Here is a 12,982-nt window from a genome sequence, read left to right as displayed (position 1 = left end):
GAATGGCGCTCATAGCCGACTATTGTGACAGCCTAAGGACTTGATTGCCAAGGCAATATCTTAGTTTTAAGGATTTCAAATACAGGCTCGATAAATGGCCATCATTTGGCTGCCAGTTTGCACTAAGGTAAGCAGCATGTAAGCAATAAAAACTAATACCAGGGTGAGAATGCCTGCTTGTATGATTTTGCCTGTTGAGAGCTGCAAGGCCTTACCATAGCCGGCCCAAGCAATGCTGAGCCAGACCAGTAAAACCACATAAACCACTGCTTGTATGCTATTGCCCAATAAAAATAAGGGGCGATTAGTCGCCTTATCATAAACGGCTTGGGCTTGTTGCAATTGCTGTTGTAGGGCTTCGTTACTGGTAGCCAGCAGTTCGCCAGTTTCGCTGTCGGTGTGACATAACATTTGTTCGGTTAAAGGGCGCAGTTCAGCTGCACTTTGCTCGAGTTGGATCCAGCTTTTTGCAACTATGGGATCGATCATCGCAATATTGGTTATTGCATCGGCAAATACCAAGAGCACCAAAGTGACACCACAAAAATAAGCAAACAGACGAAAAAAATGCCAAAAACTGGCTGTTACTCCAACAATTTTCCAGCAGCCAAAGGCGATAACTGCGATAAAAAACAGTAAAAATAAATCAAATAATGCCTGGGTCGCCATGACGGTATAAGCGGCGTCGTTGGCAGGTAAAGTGATGGGGTTTACCGCTTCAGGTAATACTTGACTGATGAACAAGGCGATTAAAAACGACAAGATGAGAAACTCTACTCCTTTGCTGATCCAATCTCCTTGCTCAGCTTGTTGTAATTCGGCATGGATAAAACGGCGAGGCCGCAGCAAACAAAGGCTAAAATGTTGGAGGAATTGGGGGATTTCGCTAAGGACTTTTTCCAAGTGGTTTTTCATGTCAGATCTCATCGTTATATGTTTATCTGTACAACTCGGATACCACCTTGCTCCGTTTGTTCATGCTTAGGATAGTCAAAGTGCCTGCGCTATTCAACAGGCATGGATATGCTAACAATGAGGACCTTATTGAGATAACTCTCCACGAAGATTGGTTGTCAGTAAACGTTTGATTTCACTCACTGGCAAGTCTTGACTTAACAAGTAATGTAATTTGGCTAAGGCGGCTTCTGGGGTCATATCCATGCCGGATACCACCCCCACTTCGCGTAGAGCATGGCCATTGGCATAACCCCCCATATCTACCTTACCCCGTACACACTGAGTGCAGTTAAGTACTATTATGCCTTGTTTATCTGCGTCGGCTAATTGTTGTAAAAGCGCTGAGTTTTTAGGCGCGTTACCTACGCCAAAACTTAATAATATCAAGGCTTTGACGGGCTGTTGTAGGGTGTTTCTGAGAACTTCAGAGCTGATCCCAGGATACAGAGTTACCACGCCTATAGGTTGAGATTTGACTGGACTGACATACATTTTTTTATCCGTTTGAATACCAACCAGTTGATTGTTTACCTCTATTTTGATCCCAGCTTTTAACAAAGGTGCTAAGTTGGGTGAGTCAAAGGCATTAAAGCCATTTGCATCGACTTTACGGCTACGATTACCACGAAATAACTGATTATTAAAAAACAAGGTAACTTCGGGAATTGGATAATTGGCCGCAATATACAAGGCATTTAACAAATTAACTTGTCCGTCTGAGCGCAACTCAGCCAAGGGTATTTGTGAGCCTGTCACTATCACTGGTTTACCTAAGTCTTCAAACATAAATGACAAGGCTGAGGCCGTGTAAGCCATGGTGTCGGTGCCATGCAAAATAATAAATCCATCATACTGGGCATAGTTGTTGTGGATATCATCAGCAATCTGCTGCCAATCACCAGGGTTCATATCCGATGAATCAATCAAACTGTCGTATTCGTGGATAGTGAAATGGGGCATTTCAGCACGATGAAACTCAGGCATATTGGCCACGGTTTGCGATAAAAATCCAGCAGCCGGAATATATCCCTGTGCTGATGGGCGCATACCAATCGTACCGCCGGTATAGGCTACATAAATTGATTTTTTCATATTGAGGTATTCTTTTATTTTTTTGTTATTGTACGCAGACTTATGCAGTGTCGCTATGTCTCCTCACTTTTATGAGTAGGGTATTAGAGAGATTGCTGTATTTGCTACTTTACATGGTTTTTTTATCAGGATTATTGACATGAAACACCTTTGCCTTTGGCTTTTATTATTAGCATCTGCCAATGCTTTTGCTGATGGTCGAATTTTAAGCATGCGCGACCGAGCGCAGTTAATTGATAATATGTTGGATGACAGGTTAGAAAATCTCTTACCTTCGTTGATGCGCCGCGAAGGTATAGATATGTGGATCTTAATATCGCGGGAATACAATGAAGATCCCGTGCTCAAGACCATGTTACCGGCCAATTGGTTGTCTGCCAGACGTCGTACCATCTTAGTATTATTTGATCCCGGTCAAGATGAACAAGGTAATTTCAAAGCCATCGAGCGTTTAGCCGTGGCGCGTTATGCAGTGGATAGCATGTTCCGCAAATCATGGGACAAAGAGCAGCAACCTAGTCAGTGGGATGCTCTAGTTGATTTGGTTAAACAGAAAAATCCTAAAAAAATAGCCTTAAACAAATCGACTAATGTTGCCTTGGCTGATGGTTTAACCGCCACCGAATATCAAGAGTTTACAGCAGCCCTAGGCCCATCGTTCAAAACTCACATTGTATCATCAGAACCTTTAGCAATAGCATGGCTCGAAACCCGTAGTGCCATGGAAATGGCGGTGTATCCCAACATTATAAAGTTGGGCCATGAGATTGTGGCTCAAGCGTTTTCAAATGAAGTCGTAAAACCCGGTGTGACAACCACTGACGATGTTGCTTGGTGGCTGCGTGAGCGAGTGGTTGAACTAAAACTGCAAACTTGGTTTCATCCTAGTGTTTCATTACAACGTGCCTCAACAGAAAAATTTGATCACCTCAAAGCCTTTAGCGAAGGTACTGAGGGACAAGTCATCCTGCCTGGTGATTTGTTACATATGGATTTTGGCATTACTTATTTGCGACTCAATAGCGACCAACAGCAACATGCTTATGTGCTCAAAGAAGGTGAAACAGATGCGCCCGCCTATTTAAAAAAAGCCTTAGCTAACGCCAATCGCTTACAAGATATTTTCACCAATAATTTTAAGCTTGGCCGCACCGGCAATGAAGTACTGAGTATGTCACGCCAGCAAGCGATAGCTGAGGGTATAAAACCCTCGATTTATACCCATCCTATTGGTTTTCATGGACATGCGGCCGGTACCACCTTAGGTATGTGGGACTCGCAAGGCGGAGTAAAAGGCGAAGGTGATTATCCCTTGCATGAAAACACTGCTTATTCTATTGAGCTAAATGCCGCGACATTTATCCCTGAGTGGAACAAAGAAATTCGTATTATGCTTGAAGAAGAAGCCTATTTTGACCGCAACGGTGTGAGTTATATGGATGGACGACAAACTTCGTTTCATTTGATCAGCAGTCAGGATGTAAACTAAAGAGTCCCCATGGTTTAGGCCATGGGGACAAAAAGTATTATTGATACAGCGCTGCAATTTGTTTATTAGCCGCAAGCTGCGGTTTAACCGAGGCAGCGTCACCCACTACTACTAAGGTCATCTCCTCCAGTTTCAGGTATTTTTTTGCCAGCTCAGATACTTGTTCAGCACTGACGGTATTAATTTTTTGCACATAGGTTTCAAGACGACTCAATGGCAAACCGTGACTTTCTAAAAACCACAATTGATTAATAATGGCAGTACGTGAGGAGTTCTGTAAGACATAAAGTCCCGACATATAACTTTTGAAACCGTCTATTTCTGCTGTGCCTGGGACTTCGTTTTGCAAGCGGCTTATCTCATTGATGATTTCCTGCAGGGCGGCAGCAGTCGATTCAGCAGTCACATCTGCGGTTTCATACCATAAAGCTGAGTTGACACGGGTACTGACGGCGCTACCTGGGGAATAGGTATAACCTTTATCTTCGCGGATATTCGAGGTGATCCGACTGGAAAATGCGCCGCCCAATAAGGTGTTCATTAATTGCAAACCAATATAGTCAGCATGGCTGGGATCAACTACCGGTAAACCAAAACGGATGGTTGATTGAGGGGCGTTTTCACGAGGGATAAAAATCAATTTGCCCGCGCCCTGATAAACTGGTTTAGTAATGGTTTGTTCAGTGCCAGTGGGTAAATGCGCAAATGCTTGCTTGATCGCTTGTTCTGCTTTGCCTTGTGTAAATTTACCTGAGACATAGAGAATGCTGCGTTTAGCCACCAGATTTTGCTGAATAAAAGCCTTAACCGCTTCGGCTGTGATGGCTTTTACTTTGTTGTCGTCGGCGAAGGTAATGGCATAAGGATGATCGCCAAATACCGCCTTATTAAAGGCTTCGGCCGCCAATCCCTGAGCTTGTGAGCGCTGCACACTCAGCTCGCGTAAAAAGTTATTGCGGGCACGATCTAAATCTTCACTTTTAAAATTGCTATTTAATACCAGTTCACCAAGCAAGGTTGCGGCATCACCAACAAATTCACTTAATACATCCATTTGCAAATAGCTGGAATTGCTGCCAACAGAGGTATTTACCTGCCCGCCCATATCGGCAGCTCGCTGAGCGATATCCAAAGCCGACAGGCTTTTTGTGCCCTCTGTCATTAACTGGTAACTCAGATCGGCAATGGCATGCATTTCGCCGTCATCCACGTTTCCTAACTTACTTACCAAGCGTAGAGTAACCTTAGGGGTATTGCCGTAGGGTACAAACACCACACGCAAACCGTTATCCAGCTCGATGCTGCTGGTTTGGGCTAGTACAAAATCCTTAGCTTCGCCGCCAGCAGGGGGTAATTGTTTTTCAGCCTTGGCACTGTTTACAAATAACATCGTTACGATGAGAAAAATAGATAGATAATTAAACATGTTTATTCTCCTTGTTTGTTAGTGCCTGCCACGGGCTCTTCACCGGGCGTTACCGTTAAAATAGTGCGGTTAGTGGCACGTAGGTATTCTTTTACCGTTGATTTGATTAATTCAGGTGTGACCGCTTTAAACTGAGCTTCGAGCTCGTTAATGCGTGCGGGATTGTTGTCAAACAGGGCAAAACTGGCGAGTAAATCCAGTTTGCCAAAACCATAAAAACTGTCCACTTCATCAAATAAGGCAGAACGTAACTTCACCAGAGCACGATCAATAGACTCTTGTGGGATAGGCATTTCACTGAGCTGAGCAATCACGCCATCCACCGCAGAGATAATCGCTTGCTGACTGTGTTGCTCGTCATGGGTAAATGAGCTCATCCATAACATTGGGCCATCGTAATTAAACATGTTGCCTAGCAGATAGTTAATACCACCACCCACATCGCCAGTAATTTGTTTGTTTTTTACCAGTTCCTGATGCATCAAACTGTCACTGCCTTGCACCAACAATTGATCGATGATGCCCATGGCAAAATACTCAGGCGTATTACGGGGCGGCATTTTATAAGCGAGGGCAAAGGCTGGTTTAGGCGCAAGTTTATCAAATTTGTTAAAGCGCTTTTCCTGCTCCTGACGCAACTCAGTTAAGTCAGGTTTGGCCGCCATCGGCGCAGAGGGGATATCAGCAAAGTAGTTTTTGATCAGTGTTAAGGTGTGGTCTATATCCACATCACCAACCACCACTACCACTGCATTATTGGGGGCATAATATTGTTTAAAAAAGTCGTTTACGTCTTCAAGCGTTGCCGCATCCAAGTCAGCAAGATCACCATAAAAGTTGTGTGAGTTATACCAATTGTTAAAGGCATATTGCGGCATATCTAACCACGGAAAGCCCCCATATGGCTGATTAAGTACGTTAACTTTGACTTCGTTTTTTACCACACCTTGCTGATTAGTCAGATTTTCCTGAGTAATAGCCAAACCGCGCATACGGTCGGCCTCTGCCCATAACATGGTTTCGAGTTTGTGCGCCGGTACAATTTCGAAATAGTTGGTGTAGTCAAAACGAGTAGAGCCATTGAGCACACCGCCATTGTTTTGCACTAAGCTGATAAATTCCATCTTGCCCAGATTTTCTGAGCCTTGAAACATCATATGTTCAAACAAGTGGGCAAAGCCTGTGCGATCTTTAGGCTCTATGCGAAAGCCAATATGGTAATACACTCCTACCACGGCAACCGGTGAGGTAGTGTCGGGTGAGATCACCACTTTTAAGCCATTGTCCAAGGTTGAGTAATGAACTGGCACATTAAAACTGACGGGGCTACTCACTTCTGAGGCCTTGTCAGCTAATTGATTGGCTAAAGTGTCGTCGTTATTGTTGGGTTTACAGCCTTGCAATACACCTAAGCTCAGCAACAAAGTACTAAGCAGCAGACGTAGCGCGGTGTTATCTAAAAGCATGTTGATCTCCATATTGAGTTTTAGATTAAAGACTCCTCAATATAGACATTCCTGTTAGCAGCGACAAGTTATTGATTTAATCCGCTTTTTGACTTGGCTCTGACCAGTCGACAGGGTAAAGCGTATGGGCTGGCTGCTGCTCAAATTGTATGAGCAGGTCATTAAACAATGTATCGCTTATCAGCGTATCCAGCGAACTTAACAGCGCTTGAATACTGTCGTCGGTGCGGCGGCCCGCCTGCTGATAACGGCTGATGACTTGAGTCAATGTGAGCTGATGTTTATTCCTAAGTTGTGTGTCTGCCAATACAAAAAACCAAGCAGCGCCCCAATAAGCTGCTGGAAACTGGCGTTTTTTCATTAGGTGAGTGGCGATAAAAGCTGCGTTGCTGTCACTTTGAAACCATTTTAGCTGCGGGCCTATTTTGTTTGCATAAGCTTGCTCGATGGGCAAGGTTAACATGCCATTTTGCGCCATAATCTGATACTGCATATAACTGGCAAAACCCTCGGAAAACCACGCATAGTCTTCACCTACAAAGGGGATCGCCATATGCGCCATCTCGTGGTACACCGTCCAGTCAGCTACAAAACTTTCTAGCGAAAACTGCGTATCCACATAAAAATGAATGCTTTCATGTTTATCCCGCCGAGTATGTGCCCAAGGCACAGGCTGATTGGATTTTTTAGGGTAAACGTATAATTCCAGTGGGCGTGGATAAATACCCAAGGTTGTACGTGTGGCATTAACACCTGTTTTTAACCATTGCCTTAATACTTCTTGGGGCGCTTTGGCAAATGCGCTTAAACCATGGATACGAAACTGATCTATCGTGGCTTTTTGTGTAGGAGTTGTGGCACGTTGATAGGCAGACTGATTTGGAATGCTGTCATCTGCTGCGGCTGCATTTGACAAAAAGATAAACACAAAACAGGTAAATACTACCTGTTTTAGATGTTTAATGAAGTCAGCAACCCCCATGTCGGCTTAGCTAATTTGCTGAAAAAATTCAATGGCCATCAGATAACAGCGTAAAGCTTGTGCCGCATCATAACGCTCGCCTTCATCGCGCATAAAGGCATGTTGGGCGTTGACTTCTAACCAAGTGAACTCCCGTTGCTGGTCGCTAAGGGTTTGATAAATAAGCTTTCTACCTTCTGGGCTTACATGAGGGTCTTGTTTGCCAAAAACTAAAAATAATGGGCCTTGGATATCTCCACAACGACTTAGAGAGTCATTACCATTTGCACAGGGCAGGGTATTAGAATGAATATCAGTGGGATATAAACAAAAGGCTCCTTTGATCTGTGCATTAAGTGCCGCTCTAAAGGCTAAATGACCACCAATACATACACCCATGCTAAATACTTTCGAGGCAAAAAATGACTGTTCTTGCAGGTAGCTGATCATTGCCACGGTATCACTGTCATGATGCTCTAATGGTTTAGCAAATTTGTCGGCATTTCCTTTATCTTTACCTGCGTCATCATAGGCTAATACGGTGCCTATGGGGTTGAATTCATGAAAAATCTCAGGTACCAAGACCACAAAACCGTGGCCTGCAAGGATAGCTGCACTGCGAGCTATGGGACCTGTTTGTTGAAAAATCTCTGAATAAAAAATAATGGCATTAAACTGCCCAGCTTGTTGGGGGCGATACACAGTAGTGCGCATCGTGCCTGTGGCTGTTGGGATGTCGGTTATATGTTGTTGGATAAGCATAAATAGATTCTTGTTGAGTGAATAAAAAAGCCATGAAGTTAATACTACTATTTTTTGTATTAAGTGTGCCCATTAATCCTATTGAAAAAACAGTAAAGGCAACCATAGTAGAGTAAACCAATAGAGAGGAGGCAAGTTATGTTCAAACAAACATTTAAGTTTTGCCTTATCGCATTTTTTGTCGCGGTATTTTCCTCTATCTCTTTGGTGTTATTGGCGCAAGAGCAAACACAAACACCAGAAGAACGCGCCCCTACACACATACCACTTAGTGTTGTTGAGCTGCCTATAGCCAAACTCGAACCTATCCAATGGCAAAAAACGAGTCAAAATTCACTATCAGGCTCCTTTGCAACTGCAGCAATGCAAAATGTAGTGAGTAGACTTTTCTGGCAGAGCCTTAACTATACAAAGTTACTCCATAACGATAAACACCAATATCAGCACAACATTAACAACTGGTTTTCACATCAATTGAGTATTAAACAGCAGCTTAATGCTGTGCTTAATACAACCATCTATTTTTATTCTCATCAATACTCGAACGAGAGTCACGAACCGCAGTATTTCGCTTAACACCCAATAAAGTTTACTTGGCCTGAGGCCTTTATTTTATTCAATTTGTTAAGCAGGAAAAATATGCACAATTTATTAATGATTTTGTTAGCGCTATTGCCGTGGATGATGTTTGTCATCTTTATTTTACTATGTATTAAATTAACGTCGTGGGCTAAAAAACGCCGTAGTGGAGCGATTGCCATTGGTTTATTGGTACAGATGTTATTGCCCGATCCAAGAGCGCAGCAAACTATCGAGGCAATTGTTGAGCGTAAACAAGAGGTAAAAAAACAACAGGATGAGAAGGGTGATCCTTTAGATCGCAACAATAAACATCAGCCTAGGGAGAAATAGCATGAAACTCAAACTACAAACCCTCAAACGTTGGTGTATTCGGCTCATTTTAACCCTAGTCATGTTGATTTTGGCCATAGTCGCTGTTGGTTATTGGTTGACGCCACAGCCAGTAAACTTTAATTCACCTTATCATCCGTTTAAAAGTATAAAGGCTAAAAGTGAATACCTAGAGGTCTATGACAAACGGGCTCTAAAATGGCCAGTTGCATCGTCAGAATTAATAATCGAAACCTCACAAGGAAAAACTTTTATCCGAATATCAGGAGCAGAAAACTCCTCCCCAATCGTGTTATTACATGGTTCTGGAGGAAACTCTCTGCAGTGGATGAGCATAATCGCAAAACTGAGTACAGAGCATAAAGTATTTGCGGTGGATATTATGTTTGATAATGGTCGTAGCGTACCTCAGCAAGAATTTAGTAAAGCAGAGAATTACATACTTTGGCTGAATGAGGTTATTCAGCAAATTTCTCCACTGCAAAAAGTCAATATGGTTGGTTTGTCATATGGTGGGTGGATTGCTGCACAATACGCTCAGCACTATCCTGACCAGCTTGAGAAAGTTGTACTGCTTGCTCCTGCAGGGGTGGTGGCTCATTTGTCTAACAGTTTTATTGCTAGAGCTGTTTCAGTGATGTTGCCTTCACAATATTTTACCAAGCGTTTTATGTATTGGCTTGCTCAAGATACTTACCTTCAAGGGCAAGAGAAACGCCAGTTGTTAAATGAACACATCGATGAAGCCTATTTAGCCATACGCAGTTTTACATCCAGACAAATGGTTTACCCCAACGTGTTTACCGATCAGGAATTAGCAAATCTAAAGGTGCCTGTGCTTTTTGTTGTGGGTGAAAACGAAAAAATATATTCAGCGGACTTGGTGTTACATAGATTAAAGACTGTTGCGCCAATGATAAAAACAAAACTGATCTCTGGGGCAGGGCACGACCTTACTATGGCAAAGCCCAATGAAGTGGCAATTTCGATATTAGACTTTATAAATTAAATGACCTGATGGAAATGTAAGTATAAGTCAGTGTATTTCGTCATTTAATGAGCTTGTCTGACAATATAAAACAACTAAATAGTAATATGTTGTAGTTTTATGGTGGTTCTTTTAACACAAGACTTCTGCTAGATTAGCCGCCATTTTTAGTTTTGATAGGAATAACAACATGTTTAAAGTTAATGAATATTTCAACGGCAACGTCACTTCTATGGCGTTTCAAACGGCTACCTTGCCTGCTACTGTTGGTGTAATGGCTCCGGGTGAGTATGAGTTTGGTACTAGTCAGTTTGAAACGATGACAGTGGTAAGTGGTGCCTTAACGGTATTGTTACCTGGTCAAACTGAATGGCAAACCTTTAGTACTAGTCAGGTTTTTACGGTTGAAGCTAATGTTAAATTCCAAGTTAAAGTGACGGTTGATACCGCCTACCTTTGTACTTATGGTAAATAGTTAAATGGCTGCTGTGAAGTCAACTATCAAAAAGCTTGATGACAATGTCGTCAAGGCCCTCACTAAAGTATGTGAAGAGGCTAAACAAAAGGTCAGTGGTTTTGACTGGTTGACTCACAGAGCTGATTACAGCAATTTCCCTGGAAGTTTAGTGGTGACTTTTGTGTTTTTGACCGAGCAACAAATAAGTGATGCCAAAGCTGAACAACAAGATGCCTACCTGCGTAAATTAACTCACAAACAACTGCTTAAAGCGGGGATCTTATTAAAAGACCCACGACGTAATGTATTTTTTGATAGCGAAGAAGCCTGTCACAAAGGCCATCAAGGTGATTGGGATAAACGTTTGGCTTTACCGAGTTAAACATAATAAATCGCCAGATAATTCGTGATAGGCATTACGTCTTTGGCGATAACTTATCGTCGATAAAAATCGTGTTTAGTACGCGCTTTTTAATAAAGTCTGTATTCTTCGCTATTTCTATCTTGCTCCAACAACAAAATTGCATAAAAATCACCCAAAATTACAATCATTACTCACCTATACTGCTGAAATACTGTATATTCCGCCCTCGTTTTTTTGACTGTAGCGCTTCTACAGAGGAACTCTTATGCAATTTTCATCTTTAGATCTAGCCCCTGAGCTGCAACGCGGCATTACTGAATGTGGCTACAGTACAATGACACCCGTACAAATTCAGGCGATTGTGCCTGCCCGTCGTGGAAAAGACTTACAAGTCACAGCACAAACCGGTACCGGTAAAACCGCCGCTTTTGCAATACCCATACTGCAACTCATGTTAGATAAACCCAAAGAAGTAGTGGCACGTCGTCCTCGTGCTTTGATCTTAACGCCAACTCGTGAGTTAGCTGAGCAACTCGCAGTTTCTATTACCAGTTACGCGCAGTTTGTACCGATCAGTGTTACGGCATTATACGGTGGCGTTAAAATGGGTGGACAAGCCAACAAATTGAATGCTGGAGTTGATATAGTGATCTCAACCCCTGGCCGTTTGTTAGAGCATATTACCTTAGGTAACGTGGTATTAGCCGCCGTCGAGTTTGTGGTACTAGATGAAGCTGACCGTATGTTAGATATGGGTTTTATTACCGATGTAATGAAGTTAATGCAGATGACAGCGGATAAACGTCAAACTCTGTTGTTTTCAGCCACCACGTCACCGGCAGTCAACGAGCTATCCCACAAGATTTTGCATGATCATCAACAGATCCGCGTAACTAAAATTAACAGTACTGCAGATACCGTCAGGCATGCTGTGTATCCGGTAGAAGAAAGCCGTAAAATCGAATTATTTGAAACCTTGTTAAAAGAAAAAAACTGGTTTCAAGTCTTGGTGTTTACCAGCACCAAAGAGCAAGCAGACTTATTATTAGCGGCGCTTAAAAAGAGCAAAATTGAGGCTGCTGTTTGTCATGGAGATAAAAGTCAGGGTTCTCGTCGCCGTGCTATTGCTGATTTCAAATCGGGTAAATTACAGATCTTGATCGCCACTGAAGTCGCAGCCCGTGGACTTGATATTCAAGGTTTGGATTATGTAATTAATTTTAACTTACCTTATTTGCCAGAAGATTACGTGCATCGTATAGGTCGTACAGGTCGCGCAGGCGCCTCAGGTAATGCCATTTCTTTTGTGAGCCGTGAAGAAGAGCAAACCCTTGAGCGTATTCAAAAACTGATAGGTGCTGACGTTAAACGCATCGTTAAAGCAGGTTTTGAAGTGACTAGCCGAGGCTCATTGTTAAAAAGCATTTCAAATAAGGTACTTTCAGGCCGTTCAAACCGCGCCAGTGAAACAGTGATTGATTTAGAAAGTTCAAAAGATGGCCAAGCTAAAGGTAAACCACGTCGTGCTAAGTCGAGTGAAGAGTCAAATAAACCTAGTGCACCAAAACCAGCGCGAGTGAAAAAGACCAATAAACCAGCACAAGACACAGGCCCCAAGAAGAAAGTACTGAAGGGTAAACGCGCCCAGCAGTATTCACGTTAAGCCCAAAACCCAATAAATTTAACCAGCAAGCAATCTAAGTTCTAGCAAGTGACAAACACTCGTGCTGGAACTCAGTTTGACTGGCTAAAATGATCCAACCCCCGTCATTCCGGTTGTTTTTAGCCGGAATCTTTCTTTTTAAAAGGAAGAACAGCCATTAACTTAAATTTTATGTTACTTGGAAATCAGCCTAATTGGTTTTGATGTGCTAGAAGCGGCAATTTAAAACGTAACTAATATAAACTGATGTAGATGCACAGCTGCTTCACGCCCATAGCGGACCAAACAGATTACCCGGCCGAACAAAAAATGAGTGGGTAAGAAAAGTTCTATTCAAAAGTAAAAGTAGAGTTTATAAAATCGGGGAAGATCAAATCGATGTGCTTGCCGAACAATGTGGCACACCAGTATTCAGATGATTGAACAACATTACAGTCATGTCCTA

The 12,982-nt window shown here is 42.6% G+C and carries 13 protein-coding genes; 7 read left to right on the top strand and 6 right to left on the bottom strand.

From position 1 onward, the window contains the following. Positions 1–75: 75 nt before the first annotated feature. Together AX660_RS21140 and ansA are read right to left on the bottom strand one after the other, a co-directional pair. Complete coding sequence (locus AX660_RS21140) at positions 76–915, bottom strand: hypothetical protein (protein ID WP_131811845.1); 840 nt, start codon at positions 913–915, stop codon at positions 76–78. Between the two features lie 126 nt (positions 916–1,041). After that, on the bottom strand, positions 1,042–2,049 hold the full coding sequence (gene ansA, locus AX660_RS21135; protein ID WP_068381854.1) for an asparaginase: 1,008 nt from the start codon (positions 2,047–2,049) through the stop codon (positions 1,042–1,044). Between the two features lie 139 nt (positions 2,050–2,188). Between ansA and AX660_RS21130 the strand changes: the two genes are divergently transcribed. Beyond that, on the top strand, positions 2,189–3,538 hold the full coding sequence (locus AX660_RS21130; protein ID WP_068381852.1) for a M24 family metallopeptidase: 1,350 nt from the start codon (positions 2,189–2,191) through the stop codon (positions 3,536–3,538). Between the two features lie 37 nt (positions 3,539–3,575). Here the strand turns inward: AX660_RS21130 and AX660_RS21125 are convergent, their stop codons facing one another. The 4 genes from AX660_RS21125 to AX660_RS21110 form a co-directional block, all read right to left on the bottom strand. Then, positions 3,576–4,964: a M16 family metallopeptidase gene (locus AX660_RS21125; RefSeq protein WP_068381849.1), complete on the bottom strand. Its 1,389-nt coding sequence runs from the start codon at positions 4,962–4,964 to the stop codon at positions 3,576–3,578. 2 nt (positions 4,965–4,966) lie between these two features. Further along, positions 4,967–6,430: a M16 family metallopeptidase gene (locus tag AX660_RS21120; RefSeq protein WP_068381846.1), complete on the bottom strand. Its 1,464-nt coding sequence runs from the start codon at positions 6,428–6,430 to the stop codon at positions 4,967–4,969. A gap of 76 nt (positions 6,431–6,506) precedes the next feature. Continuing rightward, positions 6,507–7,346: a hypothetical protein gene (locus tag AX660_RS23610; protein ID WP_235594805.1), complete on the bottom strand. Its 840-nt coding sequence runs from the start codon at positions 7,344–7,346 to the stop codon at positions 6,507–6,509. A 72-nt stretch (positions 7,347–7,418) separates the two neighbouring features. Beyond that, positions 7,419–8,153: a dienelactone hydrolase family protein gene (locus AX660_RS21110; protein WP_068381844.1), complete on the bottom strand. Its 735-nt coding sequence runs from the start codon at positions 8,151–8,153 to the stop codon at positions 7,419–7,421. Between the two features lie 138 nt (positions 8,154–8,291). Between AX660_RS21110 and AX660_RS21105 the strand changes: the two genes are divergently transcribed. The 6 genes from AX660_RS21105 to AX660_RS21080 all read left to right on the top strand — a co-directional run bounded on the left by AX660_RS21105 (position 8,292) and on the right by AX660_RS21080 (position 12,537). Continuing rightward, positions 8,292–8,729 carry a hypothetical protein gene (locus AX660_RS21105; protein ID WP_068381842.1) on the top strand — a complete coding sequence of 146 codons (438 nt, stop codon included), beginning with the start codon at positions 8,292–8,294 and terminating at the stop codon, positions 8,727–8,729. Positions 8,730–8,792: 63 nt separating this feature from the next. After that, a complete protein-coding gene (locus AX660_RS21100) occupies positions 8,793–9,065 on the top strand; it encodes a hypothetical protein (RefSeq protein WP_068381837.1) in 273 nt (90 codons plus the stop codon). 1 nt (position 9,066) lies between these two features. Then, positions 9,067–10,074, top strand: coding sequence for an alpha/beta fold hydrolase (locus AX660_RS21095; RefSeq protein WP_068381831.1), 1,008 nt, complete (start codon positions 9,067–9,069; stop codon positions 10,072–10,074). Positions 10,075–10,243: 169 nt separating this feature from the next. After that, entirely contained in the window at positions 10,244–10,528 is a 285-nt protein-coding gene (gene ppnP, locus AX660_RS21090) for a pyrimidine/purine nucleoside phosphorylase (protein WP_068381828.1), read from the top strand. Positions 10,529–10,541: 13 nt separating this feature from the next. Continuing rightward, positions 10,542–10,892 carry a Fis family transcriptional regulator gene (locus AX660_RS21085; protein ID WP_068381999.1) on the top strand — a complete coding sequence of 117 codons (351 nt, stop codon included), beginning with the start codon at positions 10,542–10,544 and terminating at the stop codon, positions 10,890–10,892. A gap of 247 nt (positions 10,893–11,139) precedes the next feature. Then, positions 11,140–12,537 (top strand): DEAD/DEAH box helicase, encoded by a 1,398-nt coding sequence (locus tag AX660_RS21080; RefSeq protein ID WP_068381825.1) that lies wholly within the window; start codon positions 11,140–11,142, stop codon positions 12,535–12,537. Positions 12,538–12,982 lie beyond the last annotated feature (445 nt).

The sequence above is a fragment of the Paraglaciecola hydrolytica genome (assembly GCF_001565895.1).
In the GTDB taxonomy this organism is placed as follows: domain Bacteria; phylum Pseudomonadota; class Gammaproteobacteria; order Enterobacterales; family Alteromonadaceae; genus Paraglaciecola; species Paraglaciecola hydrolytica.
Note: the sequence above shows the minus strand (reverse complement) of the source record. Positions and strands in the feature narration are given on the sequence as shown.